The sequence below is a fragment of the Methylobacterium sp. 142-1Y genome (assembly GCF_057747795.1).
Genome location: NZ_CM173224.1, coordinates 6,370,777 through 6,390,615 on the forward strand (window position 1 = coordinate 6,370,777; position 19,839 = coordinate 6,390,615).

Consider the following 19,839-nt stretch of genomic DNA (forward strand, 5'->3'; position numbering starts at 1 on the left):
GTTTCCCGATGATCCGCTTCCTCAAAGGCCTGATCCTGCTGCCCATTGCGATCGTGGTCGTGCTGCTGGCGGTGGCCAACCGCCAGCCGGTGATGCTGTCCTTCGATCCGTTCACCGACGGCACGCCGGCCTTCAGCCTGCCGATGCCGCTCTACGCGCTGATCTTCGCCGCGGTCGCCCTGGGCATCGTGGTCGGCGGCGTCGGCTCCTGGCTCGGCCAGGGCGATACCCGCCGCGACCGCCGCGCCAAGGGCCGCGAGCTCGCCCGCCTGCGCCACGAGGCCGAGCGCCTGCGCCAGGCCTCTCCGAGCAGCGCCACGGTCGGCCGTACCGCCCTGCCGGCCCCGATCAGCCGCGCCTGAGATGCGGCTGATCGGCGAGGCCGAGATCGACGCGGCGCTGACCCCGCTGCGGATGATCGACGCCCTCAGCGTCGCCTTCCGGGCCGGCGCGACGGCGCCGACGCGCCACCACCACGCGATCGAGACCGCGCCCGACGGGGCCTCGCTGCTGCTGATGCCGGCCTGGACGGCCGATTATGTCGGGGTCAAGATCCTGACCCTGTTCCCGGGCAACCCGGCCCGGGGGCTCGACACGATCCAGGGCGGGGTCCTGCTCTGCGACGGACGCGACGGCCGGCCGCTTGCCCTCCTCGACGGCGCCCGCCTGACGCTCTGGCGCACCGCCGCCGCCTCGGCGCTCGCCGCCCGCCACCTCGCGCGGCCCGACGCCGCCCGGATGGTGATGGTGGGGGCCGGTGCGCTCGCCCCCGCGCTCGTGCGGGCGCATGCCGCCATCCGGCCAATCCGCGATGTCGCGATCTGGAACCGCCGGCCGGAAGGCGCCCAGCGCCTCGCCGCGATCCTGGCCGCCGAGGGCATCCCGGCCTATCCGGTCACCGACCTCGCGGCGGCGGTGGGGCAGGCGGATCTGGTGTCCTGCGCCACCCTCTCGACCGAGCCGCTGGTGCGCGGCGCCTGGCTGCGGCCCGGCACCCATCTCGACCTCGTCGGCGCCTTCACGCCGGCGATGCGCGAGGCCGACGACGCGGCCCTCCTGCGCGGGCCGGTCTACGTCGACACGCAAGACGCCTTGAAGAAGGGCGGCGACGTGGCGGTGGCGATCCAGTCCGGCGCGCTCGCGCCGGATGCCGTGACGGGCGACCTCGCGGCCCTGTGCCGCGGCGAGGCGCCGGGGCGGCAAAGCCCCGAGGCCATCACGGTGTTCAAGTCGGTCGGCGCCGCGATCGAGGACCTCGCCGCCGCCGCATGCGTGTGGGAGAGCCTGACGCGGCCGTCCTGAACGCCCGTTTCACGTGCGGGCGGAAGCGGATCGGCGTATAGGGAGCGGATGTCGACCGCTCCCATCCTCGTCAAGATCTGCGGCCTCAGCACCCCTGAGACCCTGGACGCGTCGCTCGCCGCCGGCGCCGACCAGATCGGCCTCGTCCATTTCCAAAAGAGCCCGCGCCACGTCGATCTCACCCTCGGCGCCGCCCTGTCGCGGCAGGCGCGGGGGCGGGCCTTGCGCGTCGCGCTGCTGGTCGATCCCGACGACGCCCTGATCGAGGCGGTGATCGCGGCCCTCGATCCGGACTGGCTGCAGCTCCACGGCGCCGAGAGCCCGGAGCGGGTCGCCCAGGTGAAGGCCCGCACCGGCCGCCCGGTGATGAAGGCCCTCGGCATCGCCACCGCCGAGGATCTTGCCCGCGCCGCCCGCTACGCGGCGATCGCCGACCGGCTGCTCTTCGACGCCAAGCCCGCGCCTGACGCGATCCTGCCCGGCGGCAACGGCCACGCCTTCGACTGGTCGCTGCTGGCCGGGGCCGGCCGCGACCAGCCGTTCATGCTCTCCGGCGGCCTCACCCCCGAGACCGTCGCCGGGGCTCTCGCGGTGACCGCCGCCCAGGCGGTCGACGTCTCGTCGGGTGTCGAATCGCGCCCCGGCCACAAGGATCCGGACCGCATCGCCGCCTTCGTGGCGGCAGCCAAGGCTGCCGCAGGCACCGCGAAAGCCGCCGCGCGTGCCGTCGGGGGTGCGACCGCACCGGAAATTGCCCCTGCGGCGCGAAGGGCGTAAGCCCCGCCGACACAGTTCTTTCGCGAATCCTTCCAGAGGCAGAGCTCCCGCCGTGACCGCTCCCCAGAATCCGAACTCGTTCCGCACCGGCCCCGACGAGCGCGGCCGCTTCGGCATCTTCGGCGGCCGCTTCGTGGCCGAGACCCTGATGCCGAACATCCTCGCCCTGGAGGAGGCCTATGCGGCGGCCAAGGCCGATCCGGCCTTCCAGGCCGAGATGACCTCCTACCTCACGCATTATGTCGGCCGGCCGAGCCCGCTCTACCATGCCGAGCGGCTGTCCGAGCACCTCGGCGGCGCGAAGATCTACTTCAAGCGCGAGGAGCTGAACCACACCGGCTCGCACAAGGTGAACAACGTGCTGGGCCAGATCCTGCTCGCCCGGCGCATGGGCAAGCCGCGGATCATCGCCGAGACGGGAGCGGGCCAGCACGGCGTCGCCACCGCGACGCTCTGCGCCCGGTTCGGCCTCAAATGCGTCGTCTACATGGGCGCCGTCGACGTCGAGCGGCAGAAGCCGAACGTCTTCCGGATGAAGATGCTCGGCGCCGAGGTGGTGCCGGTCGAATCCGGCACCCGCACCCTCAAGGACGCGATGAACGAGGCCCTGCGCGACTGGGTCACCAACGTCGCCGACACCTTCTACTGCATCGGCACGGTGGCGGGCCCGCATCCCTACCCGGCGATGGTGCGCGACTTCCAGTCGATCATCGGCATCGAGACCAAGGCGCAGATGCTGGAGATGGAAGGCCGCCTGCCGGACTCCCTCGTCGCCTGCATCGGCGGCGGCTCGAACGCCATGGGGCTGTTCCATCCCTTCCTCGACGACCGCGAGGTCGCGATCTACGGCGTCGAGGCGGCCGGGCACGGCGTATCGAGCGGCCTGCACGCGGCCTCCCTCACCGGCGGCAAGCCGGGGGTGCTGCACGGCAACCGCACCTACCTGCTGATGGACGGCGACGGCCAGATCGCCGACGCCCACTCGATCTCGGCGGGCCTCGACTATCCGGGCATCGGTCCCGAGCACGCCTGGCTGCACGAGATGGGCCGCGTCACCTACCTGTCGGCGACCGATACGGAGACCCTGGAGGCGTTCCGGCTCTGCTCGCTGATGGAGGGCATCATCCCGGCCCTCGAGCCCGCCCACGCGCTCGCCAAGGTCAAGGAGCTCGCCCCCAGCCTGCCGCGCGACCACCTGATGGTCGTCAACCTCTCCGGCCGCGGCGACAAGGACATCCCCCAGGTCGCCGAGATCCTGGGCGACGCCCTCTGAGCCCGGCCGCGCCGCGCCCCGAATGGCGCGGCGCAAAAAGGCCTGCGACGGTTCCTTGACAGGCCCGCCCGCCTCCCCCTATATCCGCGCCACCGCAGAGCCGGACACGCACCGGCCACCGCGCGGCGGAGTAGCTCAGTTGGTCAGAGCAGAGGAATCATAATCCTTGTGTCGGGGGTTCAAATCCCTCCTCCGCTACCAAAGTTTTTCAACCCCGCTAAGCAGTTAACGGGGTTTTTCATTGCCTTGCCCTTGCGCCAGAACGGCAATATTTCCTAGCGCAGTGCTAGCGCAGCCCAAAAAATTGCCCTGCGCCCGTAACGGTTTGCTGGGGGGTCAGAAAGCACTCTAGCGCACTCCTAGCGCAGTCATCTGCACCGCAGTAACCAGACAGGGCCGCCCCTTGAGACCCCCTGGCAACGTCCCCGACGAGCGCTTCCAGCTGTTCCAGCGCTCCGGTAGCTCCAAGTGGCAGATGCGCTTCAGCATCCGCGGGCAGGGGCAGCTCAAACGGTCTCTCGACACCGATGATCTCCGCGAGGCGCAGCGTCGGGCAGAGGCCATCTGGTACGAAGCGACGTATCGGGCGCAACAAGGGCTCACCGCTCGTGCCCACGCCTTCGAGAGCGTGGCGGAGGAGTACATCGCGCAGATCCTGCGCGAGGTGGAGCGGGGCGAACGCCGGGCCGACCAGGGCAAGAGCGAGCCTGCGGTGATCCGGCGGTACTTCGTGGGGTACTTCGGCCAGAAGCCCGTGGATGCCGTCAGTGAGGCCGACCTGGAGCGCTATGCGGAGTGGCGGCGCACCTACTGGACCGAGGGTCCTGGCAAGCTTGTCACGCACATCGAGTACGAGAGGGGAGGCCACCGCCTGCGTCGGCCCGTACGCCGCTCTGCGCCCTCTCTGAGCCGCCAGAGGGGCGAGCTGGTGGTGCTGCGGCAGCTGCTACGCTGGGCCTCGCGGCAGGGCTACCTGAAGACGCCGCCCGAGGTCACCATTAAGGCCCGGCGCACGCCAGACAACCGGCGACCCAGCTTCGAGCCGCACGAATTCGCTCGTTTGCAGGAGGTGAGCCTCAGCCGGCTGGTAGACCCCATCATGGATGGTACGGGTGCGCTCGTGGAGGCCAGCGACAAGCGTCGCTGGCGCATCAAGCGGCTGGACGACCATACGCGGCGGGATCGCACTCTGCTGCACGCCTACGTGATGATCGGTGCGTTCTCCGGGCTGCGGCCCACGGAGATGTACAATCTCACGTGGGGCGATGTGCTCGGCTACCGGGCGGGGCGGGGCAAGTCCGTGGATCAGCGCGACATCCGGTTGCAGGTGCGTGGCAAGGGCAAGAGCGGCAAGGCGATCCCGCAGAAAGCGGCGATCCCGTGGTTCGACACCCTATGGATGCTGTTCGAGCGCAGCATGGGTCGAGAACCCGTGGATGCCGATCCGGTGTTCGCGAGCGAAACGGGCAAGCGCATCACGTCGGTGGCCAATGGCTTCACCGAACTGCTGAAGGCAGCCGGATTGGAGCGAGACCACCGCGGCATCAAGCGCACGCCGTACTCGCTCCGGCACTTCTACATCAGCGAGCAGCTGGCCAACGGCTCCGAGGTACTCGACGTGGCTCGCAACTGCCGCACGTCCTTGGCAATGATCGATAAACATTACGGCCAGGTGCGGTTGGAGCGAGTAGCGGACCGTCTTAGGCCAGAGTGGAAGCGAGCATAGCGACTTACGTTTATTTTAGACAGAGAGTGTCAAACTAGTCTCGGCTCAGGGGAGGATGGAGACGACCGCGCGCGACCGCAGCCCGCTTCAGCCGTTTCGCTATGAGCTTATGGCTCTTTGGGATGTGTGGGCTGTAATCAGCCAATGCGTGTGCGGGATTGGCAGGCGTAGTTGCGTCGCCCGCGATTGGATCTTCAATACAGCTGATGCACTCGACGCCAAACTCAGCAACACTTAAGCCAAAAACAGCAGCCGAAGAAAGCCCGCTTGCCATATAGTTAGCAAACGACTGTTCGGCGGTCACAATGGCGGATCGATCGACCGACAACATGTTTGCATCACGTTCGGACGGTCTAAAGCGGTCACTCGCTGGCTCGCCATTTTCCAAAAAATTCGGATGAATTTGCCGAAACATGATCTCGGATTGATCCGAAAGCTTGTTGCTCATCAGCGCCCCGTGCGATTATGAAACTCTCTCAGAAACTCGTCATTGAGGTTTTGAAAATTCAAAGGCTCCATTTCCCCGTCGCCGTCAATTTCCACTCCATACATTTCTATAGATTGTCCCGGTCCAAACTCGATCGAATAATCCCATCCTCCGACTTCAAATTCAAATAGTATGCGGCCGTCCTGCATAGGATATATCTTATATACGGCGCTTAGATCAAATTTCTTTGATAGAAAATCTTCAGCAGCATTGGCGGCATCTGTGTCAATTACTTCCCCAGCTCCCTCGTACCAACCAGCCTTCAAACGTCGAATTTCTGTTAAACGATCCCGACATCGCAAAAGATTGGATCCAATCTGATCGTCAACCAGTCCGATTTTATATATTTCAACAACGCTTCTGAATTTATCATTATTATCAAGTTCAAATAACAGATCAAACTGAACATCTGCATTAATATTACCATCAAAATCCTCAATGACACGACTTGCTTCGAGGGAAAGATCTATTTTGCCAAATTCTCTAGTATCAATGACAATATATCCTCCAATGGCGTCATTTACGACAGCGCCCTGGAGAATGCCAGATCCCTCGATCCTAGATTGGTATGTTTCTCTGACGCGAGTAATGAGTTTCTTACGGCGAAAGTTGTCAAGATATACAACATTTCCAGAATTATCTTGCGTATTTAAAAACTCTATGCGCTCACCATCGCGCAGCCCTGAGCCAAATTTATTTAACGCTCTAATGTGCTCGGCTGAAAGCGATCTCGGGAATTCATCACGACTTGCATTATCGATCAATTTAACAATATCGTCAAATGAAGCATCGACGATATATTCGAGTTCGTCCCTAAATCCCGGAAGGGTTGCCTGGGCTGAGCTCCTGTCCCAATGCAGTACGGGGACAGCGCTACCATCCTCAAGCGCGACTAGATCCAGCGAAATACTTTTGTCAAACCCTTTTGGAACTCGTTCACGGCCAGAATTAGCTCTGCGCCATTCCTCTTTGGCGTACGCAATCAAAAGATCCTTGAAAGCGGGTAGATCTAATAAGACGTCAACTGACAAGCGCGTGCCTTCGAAGCGCGCGCCGACATACCGTAACCTAAAGGTTTTTCCAGCTTCCGACATGATCCCTACCCACAGCTCGGCTTAACGCGCATTTGCGGGTCTGACAACCTTCAGGCGATGCGGCAGATTATAGAACCTGCTGATGCTCCGTTGTCATATGTGCGCCGCAATATGCCAGTCGAGACCTAAGGTCTGAGAGTAAGGGTGGGCCAGTTATTGAAATATCAAATACAGCATGATATTGCTCTGTAGGGCTTGCCCCACAATAAATGATCTCAAAATAAAGTTGGTGGACCCTTATGCCAGTAGAAAAGGTTCAAGGCTCGGGGCGCGAGCGTCAAGCCAAGGCTAAAAGACATCATTACGTGCCTGAAATGATACTAAGGCGCTTCTCCGGTCCTGATCTTCATCTATGGTCGTTTGATAAGAGGCACTGGGATTATGGCATAGAGAGAAAGCCGATTGCGCGACTATTTAGCGAGTGGGAGCTTTATACGGTAGTGAGATCAGGCAATGTAAGAGATCGATCATCGGAAGCTCTGCTTTCGGCAATCGAGAGCAGAGCTGGCCCAGTACTAGAGCTTATCATTTCGAGCGTCAATTCGAAATTGGATATCAATTTTGCGAATTTGGATCGTCAGGCGCTGGCAGATCTTTTCATATCGCAAATGAGACGATCACCTGATCACTTTGACGCAGCTATTTCTCAGCACGGCACTAACGACGACATAAGGCGGTTTTTTGAAGAGTGGGAAGAAAGGTTTGGACCTGCCACGGACGTGGAGCGAGCTGAGTTGCAGAGTGGGCGCTTGGCGCATCGAATAAGACGTAATCTAATGGCGGAACTTGCGCCGCAGCCTTTAGCTTTGTCCTCACCGGCTGTGCTAAATCGAGGTATAACAATTGGAGTTATAAGAGATAAGAAATCTAGCTTCATTTTAGGAAGCAATCCAATTATGAGGCTTCTTGGAAGATTAACTTTTAGAGACGGATTGATAGATCCTACTGCTGAAATGTGGCTGCCGGTGTCGCCACATGTAGCTATCTGTTCATATGGCGATCGTAGGAACGATCAAGTACTCGAGGTCGGCAGCCCCGCTGTGCGTATAATAAATAGCTCAATCTCAAGAAAAAGTAAAGTTATTGCATCCGCTTCCCGAGAGCTGGTTGCCTCGTATAGTCGTCGGTACAGTCGCGTCTTAAAATAGCAAATACGAAGCGCGATTATAACAAATCGACTGCAGCACGCATCATCTCGTCATTCACGTCGATATAGCGCTGGGTAGTCGAGAGATGCCGGTGGCCCGCCAGCATCATGATGGCTTTAGGCGAGATACCCGCGTGTGCGAGGCGGGTGATGAACCACCGGCGACCGCTATGGCTGGATCCGCCATCTAAGCCCGCCTGATCGTACCACCCGCCCATTAGCTGACACAGGGTGTTCCCGTTGAACGCCGCTCGCTTCTGCGTGACGAGCACCGGCTGCTCGTGGGGAGGGGAGGAGGGCAGGGAGGATCGGTACTGCTCAATCTCGCGTCGCAGCCGGGCATTGAGGAACACCACGCGCGCGTGCCCGCCCTTCGTCACTGCCGCGCTGAGCCGCAGCTGCTCGCGTACCTTTCCCTCCCCATCGAGAAGGTCGCCCCAACGGAGGGAGGCGATCTTGCCTACCCGAAGCCCCGCAAGATAGCTCAGCATGAGGGCCATCCGGTTGCGCGGGCCGTAGCGCCCCTGGCTCACTACGGCTGTAAGGCGCTTGAACTCTGCCTCGGTGGGCACCCGCGCTTGCTTCACCGAAACCTCATACTTCAAGCTGTTTCGCTGCAAAGTATGATATTTCCAGGCGCGCATGAGGGCGAGCACATAGCTGTGCTCAACGGGATCAACAGCTTAGCCGGAAAAATCACAGAATGTTTGTTTTATGATGTTTGTGGCTAAGCCGCTGACCCGCCCTCCAAGCTCGCGCTCCCTCGCCAAAGGCTGCACGGCTTCCTCGCCCCACAAGCGAGGAGCCCCCATGCGCCTGATCGATGCCGCCACCCGCGAACAGCTGCTGGCCAATGGCCGAAATCGCGACCGTGACCATCACCCGGTGCTCAAGCTGTTCAATCCTACGGGGCCAGCCACGTGGCTGATCTGCGCGATGGAGGCCGACGGGGACACCCTCTTTGGGTTGTGCGACCTCGGCTTTGGCGAGCCCGAACTCGGCTATGTAAGCCTGGCCGAGATTGAAGAGGTAAGTGCGGGTCTCGCAATCGGCTTGGAGCGAGATACCTCGTTCCGGCCTGCTTATCCGATCTCCACCTATGCACGTGCGGCGCGCGAAGCCGGGCGGATTGTCGACGTGGATCAGCCCCGCTCAGCTTGAGCGTTGAGGTGTCGATTAACGTGGAAGGTGGCTGCCCGGTGGACTACCACCGAACCTTCGCAGTGCGCCAGGAGCCGAAATTGGATCCGTAAACGCCGGACCGCCGCTCACGACCCGTCTCGGGCGTTCGGAAGGTCCGCTTACCGGCGGTCTGATTGACCCTGAGCGGCCGGGTCTAGCCGAGGGCGGAAAGACCGCTTTGCGGCCGGCGCCGATAGAAGCGAACGCCACCGGTCCGATCAGTCCCAATTCCTAGCATGCTCGACCTGTCTGTGAAGTCCCGCCGCCTCGCTTAACCGGCAAATGACTTCCCCGACTTACGGCTTAAGAAGTACGGCATCCGTAGTTTGCTAGGGCCGCGGGAGCGCAGTATAAAATGCACGCACTTGCTGAAAGTGATGGAGAGACGCATGTCAAAGCCTGCAGTTCTCTTGTCAGGGAGCATAATGGCAGCAGCACTCGCTCTGCCTCGCGCCTCCGAAGCAAAGTGGTGCGAAGGAGATGGGATAAAATGTATCATCGAGAGTCTTTACGAAAGAAATCTTGCGCCCAAAGACGAACATTATTTTGTTGGTCGGACTATCGTGCAATATGAGTCGGCTTCTTATCTTCGCTGCGTAGCTGTTTTGCTGCCATCTAATCTCGTTATGACGAATTCAGATTGTGGACAAAAAATCCCGTATAAAGGTCTACCTCAGAAAATATATGTTCTTTTCAACCAGAAATCGCCAGTTATTGTGAGACTTGGTACAGCGCGAGAGGTAAACAGGAAACTCGGTTACGCGATATACCCGATAAGTGAAATTGAAGGGGGGGATCGGGCCAATCTAATTCCTGCGCGTCTAATTAAATATAATTTAGTTGAGGTTGGATCAATAATTGCCTATGACAATTTTGCTCAACCGAATATATGTCAATGGAATTATATGAAATCGACTGATTTTCTCCAACCGCATGTTCCTAAGGAGCCGTATCTATACAATTCGTCCTGTAAAAAGTCCGAGAAAAAAGATTTTTATCTTGGACCAACTTTGTCGATATCAAAGGATGGCCGCGGGATAATCCAGTTCAATAACACGTCTGCGATTTTCGTGGCTCCGCCGGTATATCCTTTAGAAAAAACCATCGCGGCAAGCCCAATTTTAAAAAAAATCTACCGCGAGCAGGATAAAATTGCCCAGTAGATCCTTCAGAGCAACGCGCAATGCCAGTTTCCTTGCCAGCCGCTCGACGACTCAGTGTCTCGTGAGAGGCGAAAATTTTTCGGGGCACCACCTTGGATAACCCTTGGAACTAAGCCTCCGAGTTTTTTACGAAATTGGCGCACAGCCGAACGTCGGCTTTCGGGCCTCATCCCAATGAGACGGCTCACCACCCCATGCGGTCCTTCGGTGGGCATTGTTCAAGGAGCGCCTTGATGCAAAAGCGCCGCCCTCACAGCATCCAGGACTGGCAGGGCTCGATCGGCTACGATCCCGATCATGTGCAACCTCTACAGCAGTTCCCGCTCTCAGGACGAGATCCGGCGCACCTTCGCCATTGACCGCGACGAGGCCGGCAACCTGCCATCGCTGCCCGGCATCTTTCCGGACCAGCTGGCTCCCGTGGTCCACACCGCGGACGATGAGCGGGTGCTGACGATGATGCGCTGGGGCTTCCCACCGCCCCCGAAGCTCGGCACGCAGCCGGTCACCAACGTGCGCAACGTCGCCTCGCCCTACTGGAGGCCCTGGCTCAAGCCAGCGCACCGCTGCCTCGTGCCGGCTACCTCGTTCAGCGAGTACGCGGACACCAAGCCCCGTAAAACCCCGGTGTGGTTCGCCCTTGACGAGAGCCGGCCGCTCTTCGCCTTCGCCGGGATCTGGCGCCCCTGGACCGGCGCACGTGGTCCGAAGCGCGATGAGCCCGTGCCCGAGGAGCACCGGCTGTTCTCATTCCTGACGACAGAGGCAAACGGGGTAGTCAGTCCGGTTCACCCCAAGGCGATGCCGGTCCTGCTTACGACCCCCGAGGAGTGGCGCACGTGGCTCGAAGCGCCCGTCGACGAGGCGCTTCAGCTGCAACGACCCCTGCCGGATCAAACGATGGCCGAAGTCGCTCGGGGAGAGCGGAAGGATGGAGGGTAAGGAGAGGCTTCGAGAATGCTGGCGGCGGCTACTCACCAGCCTTCTCCCTCATCTCGAGGTCGAGCCGGTGCTCCCGGCTTCCGCGGTCGTAGGTGCAGGCAAGCCACCCTGCGCGGTGGCGATCTCTACGGCTTCCTGCGCATGTGGACCCACAGGGTGCTGTTGCCGTTCGAGATAGGTTTTCGCCGCCGCCAGCCGATCAAGGGCAGCGCTCGGCTTCCGGTACTGCTCCACCATAAGATCTTCGGTCATGGCGAAGGCAAGCTCTTCCGCCAGTGCGGCTATGAGCGGAAGGGGGTCAGTGAGGGCAGGTTGCGCGATCATGATGCATCCTCGGTGCCCCATCTCAATTCTATTTAGGGCGATCTTCTCTTTCTCAAAGGGATAGATCCACACAGGCGTGCTGCACCGCCACTCATAGCGGGCGGCCGACGGCCGGCACCTGGCTGTTCATGCGTCCAGAGGCAGTTGGCTGCTCCTGCTCAGTCAAGATCGTGCAGCTTTGCAATGACTGGCTCAGATGGCACGCCACGGGCCTTCGATCTCCGCCCCAATTGCTGCTCCCGCAAGAAGATGAATAGGCCGCTGGCAACGATGATGCCAGCGCCAGCCAATGTGAGCGGGCCGATCATCTCACCGAAGAAGAGGTAGCCGAACAGCATTCCCCATAGGATCACGTGTACTGGTAGGGCACGACCGTCGTCGCAGGCGCCAGCCGGAGCGACTGGTTCACGCATAAATTGCCCAGCAGCGATCCTACGCCCAGCAGCAGCATCAGTGCGAAGTCCTTGGGTCCGGTGGAGGTCCACCCATAGGCCAGCACCAGAGCCGCCCCGAAAATCAGGGAAGACACGAGCTGACCCGTCATCAGGACGGTGCCGGGCACGGCCGCGAGCTTGCGCGTGGTGATGAGGAACAGCGCGTAGAAGAAGCTGCCGGCGAGGGCGCACACCGCTCCCACGGACAGCGAATCCGGTGACGGGTGCAGAGCGAGCGCGACCCCGCAGAAGCCCACCCCGATGGCTGCCCAGCGACGCCAGCCCACGTGTTCGCCCAGCAGCAAGGGTGAGAGGGCAGTCACATAGATCGGACCAGCCATGTAGTAGGTCACGACCTCGGCCAGGGGCAGCGTGCTAACGCCCCAGAAGAAGAGCGAGGCTTCGAGCGTCGAGAAGCCTGCTCGTACCAGCTGCAATCCTGGGCGCGGTGCATTGCGGAACCCACTGAGCCCGACCCGGTGGATGGCGGGCGCCATCACGCACAGGCCCGAGATGCTGCGGACGAGCATAAGCTGACCCACCGCGTAGGTGCCAAGCAGCCATTTGCCCATGGTGTCGTTCAGCGCGAAGAACAGCACGCCTAGCAGCATCATCACGATGCCGCCGATGGCCCCCACGGGCGCAGCGGCACGCCCCACACTCACAGCCACGGTTTCCCACCCTTCGTCTTTTTGGAGCAGCGGGGACGATCAGAGTTCAGCCACCGATCCGCCCTGGTGGTGCGACCTATCGGTCCGCATCACACCGACCCGGTTACCCCCGGGATGCATCCTGGCAGTCGGCTCGTTGCCATACCCGACCGAAGCCACCCACTCCACCGTGATGATCAGGGACGGCATCGGGGGACGATCTGGCCTTGATGTGGGTGCAACGGCGGCGAGCAGCGGTGCCATATCTCCGCCTTTCACATCCGTGTACCGCTCCCCACAACCGCCACCGCCAGCCCCGTCGCAGCTGGTCCGATCTGAGAATGGCACCGATGAATTTGCCGCTCCGGCGGGTGTTTCCGCCCATCCTGCTCCCGACATTCGTAGCCGTGGTTGACGGCACCATCATCACGGCGGCGCTGCCTGCGATGGCGAGCCAGTTCGGCGACGTGGAGCGGGTCACCTGGGTGGTCGCATCCTACTTGGTGGCCAGCACCGTGGCGGCGCCCGTCTACGGCCGGCTGGGGGATGCTCTTGGGCGGCGACGCATGCTGCTGCTGGCCCTGGCGCTGTTCGTCACGGCGTCCGTGCTGTGCGCCTTAGCCCATAGCCTCCTAACGCTGGTTGGCGCGCGCATTCTGCAGGGCTTCGGTGGCGGCGGCTTGATGGTGCTGAGCCAGGCGGTGCTGGCCGAGAACGTCGCGCGGCATCAGCTGGGCCGGGCTCAAGGGTTCATGGCCGCGGTGATCGTGGCCTCCTCGACATTCGGGCCAGTGGCAGGCGGGGCGCTGACGCAGGCGTTCGGATGGCCTTCGGTCTTCCTGGTGAACCTGCCGCTCGGCCTGCTGGCGATGGTGCTGTTGGTGCGGCTACCCGGCCGCGAGGGCAGCGGTGAGAGCGGGAAATTCGACTGGCCGAGTCTCTTCCTCTTTGCCGGATCGGTGGTGCCGCTCCTGCTGGCGCTGGAGCAACTGCAGCGTGTCGAAGCTGCGACGCTGCTCGGGATCGGGATGTCTCTGATCTGCCTCGTTCTGCTGGGGCGGCAGGAGCGGCGAGCGGCGCAACCGCTGTTCCCGTTGGACCTACTGCGCCGCCCGGCCATGTGGCGGGCGAACGCCATGGCCGCCTGCTCCGGTGCGTTGCTGGTGAGCGAAGCGACCATCTTGCCGATCCACCTGCGAGCGGTGGACGGGGCCTCGGCCGGAGAGATCGGGCTGATGATGCTGCCTCTGACTGCGACGGTTGGGGTAGGGTCGCTCATCACGGGGCGACTGGTCTCGCGTACGGGGCGTGTCGCCATCTTCCCCGCAGTGGGTCAGACCGCAGCCGCGCTGGGCTTGCTGCTCGTGGCGTTCGGGATGGGGCCGGTCGGGGCGGTGCTCGGCCCCTGGGGTCTTCCGGCGATGCTGGCGGTCGTGGCGGTGTTTCAGGGCTCGGCCATGCCGGTGGCTCAGATCACGATGCAGTCCCAGGCTCCGCCCGCCATGCTGGGGGCTGCGTCCGCGTCCGTGCAACTGTCGCGCTCGGTCGGCTCGGCCATCGGCGTCACCATCGCGATGGCCGTGCTGTTCGTCACGTTGGGCTGGAGCGCTGCGATTGCTGATGTCTTCGCCGACGCCGTTCGACACGGTCCTGCCGCTCTGGCGAGCTTGCCAGAAGCGTCGCGCGCTTCGGCGGTGACACACATTCAAGGCGGCTTCTCAGCCGCCTTCTCGACCATTGCGCTCTTCGCCATAGCCAATGCAGTGCTGGCCTGGACCCTGCCGGTGCGGCGGCTGTAGGCCCGGAAGGAGTAAGGGCCGTCGCCCTGGCGCGACGGCAGGGGAGGGTTAGTCACCACAGACATCATGCTGGTGGGCGACGCACCGTGCCCTCGATTTCGACGCGCACGACCCGAAGAAGTCCGGCGCGCTAATGGCGGCGATGGACGCCTGCAACAGCCGGTTCGGGCGCGAAGCGGTGGTGTCAGCGCGGGCGGGCTTGGTGGACAAGCGCATCTGGTCCACCAAGTTCGAGATGCGCTCACCGCGCTTCACCACGCGACTGAACGAGGTGCCAACGGCCAGTGCGACGGTGCAGTGATTGCGCCGTGCTCCGACGGAACGGGGGAGCTGCGAAGGCGCCCCCTCTGTAGCCTCAGGGCTTTGGAACAGTTTGCTCCTTGAGCTGATCCCAACAGCGATCGTAAAATTCCGTCCTATCAAACGACTTGTTCTCGGGATCCGCTGGATCCTTCATCCTCAACCCGAGATGCTTGTACATCTCTGCAATTCTCATATGCGCGGCGCGCATATTTTTGAGGCGATCCTCCTCGAAATAGCTTGGCCCATCGAGTTCGCGCAGCACGATGTTGGCACACATCATGACCGTATAGCCCAGCGACATGGCCTCCGTGGCGAGCAGTGTGTCCTCTCCATGAATATCATACGTGGGGTTGGGGAAGACTTTGCGGCGGCCCTCCTTCCGGAAATTCCGCAGCACAAAGAGGCTACCTTTTAGATCTGGATTTTTGTAGAAAATATGATTGCTGTCAAAATCACGACTAGGCTTATTCCAAAAAGCAGCTGGGTGGTGAGGGGCCTTTCCATCCCAGTAGGGAAAGAACATATCTACACCAACGTAGGCTGTGGGTTCATTTGCAGCCATCTCATCAAAAAAAGTTATCTCGGCGCTCTTATGATATTTTGTTTCGAGAATGGCGTCGTCATCCATCATGACGCCCCAATCGTACATACTGCTGTAAAACCATTCCAAGCAAGTGATACGGTTGGTGATGAGCGGTCGTCCCTCAACTTCGCGGATGGCAGCGTCACCAAATCGGGCCTTCAATTCGTCGAAGACACCAGCGCCTTGGACATTGAAGCTGTCAATGTCGTTCTGGCTCCACCCACTAAGCAAAATCGCTATGGATACGTCGGTTTTCTCCATCCACCAATTCAGCTGCTCAAGGAAATTCGCGCTCCTTAGCTGCCACTTAGCTGGATCAGGCGAGCGGTACGATATGATATAGGCACAGAACTGCGCTTCTGCTCCGACGAAATTTGGCGCACTGCCCGTAGCGGTCTTGCTCAATGGCTCGCAAGCGTGTCGGCGGAGCATGGAGGCCGACTTGACGGTAGGTACCATGTAGCGGACCCGATTATCAGGGGTGGCAAACTCAACCAGCAAAGCGGCTTGCCGGTCATCCGTGTTAACGAACTGCGCTTTCGCTCCCACATCGTGTGCCTTGAGGAGCTTGCACAGGCCTACAATTTCCAGGACTGGCAGCCGGACATCTTGATCGATGGGAACTGGCCCTACCGCATCGAACAGCCGGCACTTCATGTTGTCCGCGCGGCTATCAAAGGGCAGCACGGACGTTGCAAAATGGTGTGCATCAATATGATATTCGGTAACTAGCTTGTCTCTATCATTTTGGTATCCGTTGCTGCTTTCCAATGGTATTTTATAGGTTAACCTATCGCTTGATAGATCAAGCGCCCGGGGTATCGCGACCTTGTCGGGCATTTGATATTCGTATGAGCGGTGGTCGAGACGCCGGTCTGTCGATGGCGCGAAGATGATTTTCCGTGCACCATACGTGACCCTGCGGTTCTGCATCCGCAAATTTGATATGATTACTTCGTTACGCTCGATCTGATGTCTTATGTCGTTTCGCAGCTGACGGGATTTGAGCTTGATGCTGCGCTTTATAAGATTGTGCCAACCCAGAAAGGATTTCGCTCGCTGTGCGGTCAGTTGTAAATGTGGACCATAACTGACCGGCAAGGCCATATGTTGGAAATCTGTATCCATATCATTGAAGACTTCGGCGACAACCCGAACTCCGTTAGAGGCGGAAAATTCCACGTGATCCACGGCAATCGTGCCATTCCATCCGGACGCAATGGGAAAATTAAATGTCAGGCGGTCAGCCTCACGGAACGAGAGCGTGTACCAGCGATCTCCCAACTCCGCCCACTCAAATGGCAAAGTCACTCGTGCCGTTGTAAACGTGTAGGCCGTATCTATATTCTCCAGGCATAAGAACGTCTCGCCTCCAACAGACATGTTCCGAATGAGAATTTTCCGTTTATCGGCACCGCTGCCTCTTTTCTCTTTTCCGTCAACGAGCCGCTTGATCGTGACCCAGCCCTGAAGGATGTTAGAGATAATGGTTTGCGGCGGCAGCAAGACGGCGGCAGGCGCGTGTGTGGAGGCTGGCAGATTGGCACTGGCAGTTGGCGACGCACCCCCACTTGAGGCCGTGATATTCATTGCAGGTTGCGGCGCTGTAATGGGTACGTTACCGGAACCGAGTGCAGGCCCCTTAGTGGCGCTCCTTACGCTATCATAAACATCTGATGGGCTGCCGATGCTTTTGATCCATCCGACTAGATCGACTGGTGCTTTCCCCAGTCGATCTGCTTCAAGGAGCGTGGTGGCATACTGCGTTACAGCTGTAGCGCTTCGCGCGTTCTTGAAACACAGCTGGACGGGCGCATAAAATCGGTTGTTTAGCTTAATACTATTGCATTTGAGCCCATGACGATCGCAATAGGCTCTAATTAGATCGTCGTTATTGATCAGGGGCTGCCAGACCTCATAGATGTCATGCAGCGCCGCATACACGCGCGACCAAAACGCGTCCTCGTGCTTGCGAGCCTTGCCCGCGTGACGTTGAGCGGCGCTCAGCCGGCTATCAATATCGTCCAGCTCCTTCTTCAGGGAGGGTTGCTGGGTGTTAGAGTCTGTCCGGGAAGAATTTGTTTTTTCGGAGCGCGTTGCGGTTCGCGCCGACAGGCGTATGCTTGAGCGATGTGGACGCCTGAGAACCGCCAGCGGTACGACCGCAGCAAGCTTCGCTATCCCACTGATTTGACGGATGAGGAATGGGCGCTTGTTGCTCCCCTTCTCCCACCGGCTCGACGCGGGGGAAACAAACGAACGGTTGATCTGCGCGAGGTGGTCAACGGCTTGATGTATGTCCTTGGAACGGGGTGCCAATGGCGCGCTATCCCAAAAGATCTACCGCCTCGCTCGACGGTGCATGGCTACTTCGATTTATGGGATTACGACGGAACTCTCCTGCGCATCCATCACACCCTCTACGTTCTCTGCCGCGAACAGGCAGGACGTGAGGCCAGCCCAACGGCAGCGATCATTGACAGCCAGAGCGTCAAGAGCGCGGAAAAAGGGGGCGCACGATCGACCCGTCCGGCTATGATGCGGGCAAGAAGATCAAAGGCAAGAAGCGCCATCTCCTCGTCGATACGCAAGGTCTGCTGATGCATGCTCTGGTGCATCCGGCCGACGTGCAGGATCGTGATGGCGGCGTATGGGTCATGGCGACGCTGTTTAGTCTCTACCCGTTCCTGCTGAAGCTGTATGCAGATGGCGGCTACCAGGGGCCGGTGTTCCGGGAGGCGTTGGAACGGGTCTGCCGGTCTGTGACGGTGGAAATCGTCAAGCGGTCGGATCAGGCGGTCGGGTTCGAGGTCCTGCCCAAGCGCTGGATCGTGGAGCGGACGATTGGTTGGCTCAATCGCTGCCGGCGGCTGGCGAAGGATTGGGAGTGCCGCACCCGCAAGGCGCTGGCTTTCCTGCGCCTTGCTTCCATCCGCATCATGCTCAGAAAACTCTGCCAACAATCAGCATGATCCCGGACAGACACTTATGGCTTGCACTCATCCTGGGCCTGCAACTTTTTAGATATCTAAAATTTTTTTGGAGACCCTGGGTATCGCTGCGGCATTAGCGGCATGTTAATAGGCGAGCGCCGACACATATCTACATGTTGGATGCCCTTTTCCCTCACCAAACCAATGTGGCTCGCTACCTGCCGGCGATTAGCCACGGGTATGCCAAATCCGCGAATGATGTGACGTGGCAGGCGGAGGGCCTGCTAGGTCCAATGCTTAACTATCTGCGGTCAGGTAGTATGTTTCACTACCCAGCAACTCTCGCGAGTGCCGGGCAAGTGATGCAGGAGAGCGGCAGCCTCAGCACGGCGCGCACGAACATCACCGAGCGCGATCGCAAAACATCGTTCGTGGTCGCGGATAGTGGAGGTTTTCAGATCCAGCAGGGCACGCTGGGACCCTGGCGCTACACGCACACCGTGTTGCAATCACTCCGCTGGCAGGAGGAGCACGGCGATTTCGTGATGGCCCTCGACTTCCCGACCGGGGGGATCGCCACGGGCAAAATGGCCGCGCACATTCATCGGCTCATCCATGTGGACGGCGAAAACCTCGAGGCCATGAGCCGAGCCAACGGATTGAGCGTGGCATTCAACGGGTGCCTTCGGCAGACTTACATCAACACGGAGACCATGCTGATCCACCGGCAGCCCGAGCGAGGTTTTCTCGTGGTGCTGCAGGGCACGAGTGAGCCCGAGAGCCGCGAGTGGTATCGTGTCCACCGGCCGCTCATTGATGCCGCCGAGGGCATCGCGTTCGCTGGTACCAGCAATATCAGCTACCGACTGATGCTGCGCCGCCTCGTCGATATGCGCGACGACGGCACGCTCGCGCGCATCAAGCACATTCATGTTCTTGGAAGGGGTACGCTTGCAAGCGCATGTGTGCTGACGACGATCCAGCGATGCATTCGAGCAAGCATCAATCCAGATCTTCAAATCACTTTTGATACGGCTACGCCATTTCAAGAGGCGAACGAGCGCTACAGCCTGCTCGCCTATTATGTAGCTGATAACAAATCACTTTCGATCGAATATAATCGCCCATCCGACGCTGAACTCAGCGAGTTTCGGCATCATAGCGAGCTGACGTTCGCTATCAACGATTGGTGTCACGCCCGCGCGCAGGCTGAAGCACACAGGCTAATCAAAGACGCGCAGGGCTCATATCCCGCCATGCATGGCCGGGCTACGCCTAATGCCGGTATCAGCATCATCGGCCAGCACCTTGCGGTGAATGATATTGCGGTGGTGCGCCATGATCGCCAGGACCCAGATCCCCGCAACTTTATCGTCAAGCCAGATAGTAAGACTTCACTGCTCATGTGCGCGCACAATGTGGATGCCGCAACGCGGGCGCTTGAACAAGTGACTGCCAACTGGCTCAGCGACGATGGCGAGACACGAAATAATTTCCCCGTCGATCTCCTGGTGATCCGCAGCCTTATCGAAATAATTTTTGCACCCAACCGCGTGCTCGACCTTATAGATGAGCTGAGCGAACAACCGCCGATGGAGGTGGACTATCCAACGGCGGAGTTCCCGTCGCCGATAGCAAGTGTCTCGCCCTACAAGGCGCATGATTTCATCGAACAAAATCGACAGCGCTTGGACGCGCTCGTTTTGTAGAGCACTCAAAT

The 19,839-nt window shown here is 60.2% G+C and carries 20 protein-coding genes and 1 tRNA gene; 14 read left to right on the forward strand and 7 right to left on the reverse strand.

Features of this window, described 5'->3' with window-relative positions:
- Positions 1 to 8: 8 nt before the first annotated feature.
- The 6 genes from AC3AOF_RS29170 (at position 9) to AC3AOF_RS29195 (ending at position 5,078) form a co-directional block, all read left to right on the forward strand.
- Entirely contained in the window at positions 9 to 362 is a 354-nt protein-coding gene (locus AC3AOF_RS29170; RefSeq protein WP_236987571.1) for a LapA family protein, read from the forward strand.
- A gap of 1 nt (position 363) precedes the next feature.
- Positions 364 to 1,302, forward strand: a complete 939-nt coding sequence (lhpI, locus tag AC3AOF_RS29175; RefSeq protein ID WP_236987570.1) for a bifunctional Delta(1)-pyrroline-2-carboxylate/Delta(1)-piperideine-2-carboxylate reductase — start codon at positions 364 to 366, stop codon at positions 1,300 to 1,302.
- Between the two features lie 48 nt (positions 1,303 to 1,350).
- Positions 1,351 to 2,079 (forward strand): phosphoribosylanthranilate isomerase, encoded by a 729-nt coding sequence (locus tag AC3AOF_RS29180; protein ID WP_488347224.1) that lies wholly within the window; start codon positions 1,351 to 1,353, stop codon positions 2,077 to 2,079.
- A gap of 52 nt (positions 2,080 to 2,131) precedes the next feature.
- Positions 2,132 to 3,352, forward strand: a complete 1,221-nt coding sequence (gene trpB / locus AC3AOF_RS29185) for a tryptophan synthase subunit beta (RefSeq protein ID WP_236987568.1) — start codon at positions 2,132 to 2,134, stop codon at positions 3,350 to 3,352.
- Positions 3,353 to 3,476: 124 nt separating this feature from the next.
- Positions 3,477 to 3,553, forward strand: a tRNA-Met gene (locus AC3AOF_RS29190).
- A 274-nt stretch (positions 3,554 to 3,827) separates the two neighbouring features.
- Positions 3,828 to 5,078 (forward strand): tyrosine-type recombinase/integrase, encoded by a 1,251-nt coding sequence (locus AC3AOF_RS29195; RefSeq protein WP_488347225.1) that lies wholly within the window; start codon positions 3,828 to 3,830, stop codon positions 5,076 to 5,078.
- Positions 5,079 to 5,112: 34 nt separating this feature from the next.
- On the opposite strand, the gene AC3AOF_RS29200 is transcribed toward AC3AOF_RS29195, so the two are convergent.
- Together AC3AOF_RS29200 and AC3AOF_RS29205 are read right to left on the reverse strand one after the other, a co-directional pair.
- Positions 5,113 to 5,526, reverse strand: coding sequence for a hypothetical protein (locus AC3AOF_RS29200; protein WP_488347226.1), 414 nt, complete (start codon positions 5,524 to 5,526; stop codon positions 5,113 to 5,115).
- Positions 5,526 to 6,659, reverse strand: coding sequence for a hypothetical protein (locus tag AC3AOF_RS29205; RefSeq protein WP_488347227.1), 1,134 nt, complete (start codon positions 6,657 to 6,659; stop codon positions 5,526 to 5,528). The genes AC3AOF_RS29200 and AC3AOF_RS29205 overlap by 1 nt, the downstream gene beginning before the upstream one ends.
- Positions 6,660 to 6,973: 314 nt before the next feature.
- Here AC3AOF_RS29205 and AC3AOF_RS29210 point away from each other — a divergent pair, with 314 nt between their 5' ends.
- On the forward strand, positions 6,974 to 7,807 hold the full coding sequence (locus AC3AOF_RS29210; RefSeq protein ID WP_488349071.1) for a DUF4238 domain-containing protein: 834 nt from the start codon (positions 6,974 to 6,976) through the stop codon (positions 7,805 to 7,807).
- Positions 7,808 to 7,823: 16 nt separating this feature from the next.
- Here the strand turns inward: AC3AOF_RS29210 and AC3AOF_RS29215 are convergent, their stop codons facing one another.
- Positions 7,824 to 8,462, reverse strand: coding sequence for a tyrosine-type recombinase/integrase (locus AC3AOF_RS29215; RefSeq protein WP_488347228.1), 639 nt, complete (start codon positions 8,460 to 8,462; stop codon positions 7,824 to 7,826).
- A gap of 154 nt (positions 8,463 to 8,616) precedes the next feature.
- On the opposite strand from AC3AOF_RS29215, the gene AC3AOF_RS29220 reads away from it, so the two are divergent.
- The 3 genes from AC3AOF_RS29220 (at position 8,617) to AC3AOF_RS29230 (ending at position 11,093) form a co-directional block, all read left to right on the forward strand.
- A complete protein-coding gene (locus AC3AOF_RS29220; protein ID WP_488347229.1) occupies positions 8,617 to 8,967 on the forward strand; it encodes a DUF2958 domain-containing protein in 351 nt (116 codons plus the stop codon).
- Between the two features lie 410 nt (positions 8,968 to 9,377).
- Positions 9,378 to 10,151, forward strand: coding sequence for a hypothetical protein (locus AC3AOF_RS29225; protein WP_488347230.1), 774 nt, complete (start codon positions 9,378 to 9,380; stop codon positions 10,149 to 10,151).
- 297 nt (positions 10,152 to 10,448) lie between these two features.
- The gene (locus tag AC3AOF_RS29230) at positions 10,449 to 11,093 is read left to right on the forward strand and encodes an SOS response-associated peptidase (RefSeq protein ID WP_488347231.1); all 645 of its coding nucleotides are present in this window, start codon (positions 10,449 to 10,451) and stop codon (positions 11,091 to 11,093) included.
- 48 nt (positions 11,094 to 11,141) lie between these two features.
- On the opposite strand, the gene AC3AOF_RS29235 is transcribed toward AC3AOF_RS29230, so the two are convergent.
- From AC3AOF_RS29235 to AC3AOF_RS29245, 3 genes are all read right to left on the reverse strand, one after another.
- Positions 11,142 to 11,417 carry a hypothetical protein gene (locus AC3AOF_RS29235; protein WP_488347232.1) on the reverse strand — a complete coding sequence of 92 codons (276 nt, stop codon included), beginning with the start codon at positions 11,415 to 11,417 and terminating at the stop codon, positions 11,142 to 11,144.
- A 158-nt stretch (positions 11,418 to 11,575) separates the two neighbouring features.
- Positions 11,576 to 11,755: a hypothetical protein gene (locus AC3AOF_RS29240; protein WP_488347233.1), complete on the reverse strand. Its 180-nt coding sequence runs from the start codon at positions 11,753 to 11,755 to the stop codon at positions 11,576 to 11,578.
- Positions 11,756 to 11,766: 11 nt separating this feature from the next.
- Positions 11,767 to 12,489, reverse strand: a complete 723-nt coding sequence (locus AC3AOF_RS29245) for a DMT family transporter (protein ID WP_488347234.1) — start codon at positions 12,487 to 12,489, stop codon at positions 11,767 to 11,769.
- Positions 12,490 to 12,851: 362 nt separating this feature from the next.
- On the opposite strand from AC3AOF_RS29245, the gene AC3AOF_RS29250 reads away from it, so the two are divergent.
- Positions 12,852 to 14,300 carry an MFS transporter gene (locus AC3AOF_RS29250; protein ID WP_488347235.1) on the forward strand — a complete coding sequence of 483 codons (1,449 nt, stop codon included), beginning with the start codon at positions 12,852 to 12,854 and terminating at the stop codon, positions 14,298 to 14,300.
- Positions 14,301 to 14,433: 133 nt separating this feature from the next.
- Entirely contained in the window at positions 14,434 to 14,601 is a 168-nt protein-coding gene (locus AC3AOF_RS29255) for a DUF4113 domain-containing protein (RefSeq protein ID WP_488347236.1), read from the forward strand.
- Positions 14,602 to 14,655: 54 nt separating this feature from the next.
- Here the strand turns inward: AC3AOF_RS29255 and AC3AOF_RS29260 are convergent, their stop codons facing one another.
- Entirely contained in the window at positions 14,656 to 17,130 is a 2,475-nt protein-coding gene (locus AC3AOF_RS29260; protein WP_488347237.1) for a hypothetical protein, read from the reverse strand.
- 186 nt (positions 17,131 to 17,316) lie between these two features.
- Between AC3AOF_RS29260 and AC3AOF_RS29265 the strand changes: the two genes are divergently transcribed.
- A protein-coding gene (locus tag AC3AOF_RS29265; protein WP_442919232.1) for an IS5 family transposase occupies positions 17,317 to 18,158 on the forward strand; the annotation gives its coding sequence in 2 pieces (ribosomal slippage) (positions 17,317 to 17,707 and positions 17,707 to 18,158; 843 coding nt in all).
- 134 nt (positions 18,159 to 18,292) lie between these two features.
- Positions 18,293 to 19,828, forward strand: a complete 1,536-nt coding sequence (locus AC3AOF_RS29270; RefSeq protein WP_488347238.1) for a hypothetical protein — start codon at positions 18,293 to 18,295, stop codon at positions 19,826 to 19,828.
- Positions 19,829 to 19,839 lie beyond the last annotated feature (11 nt).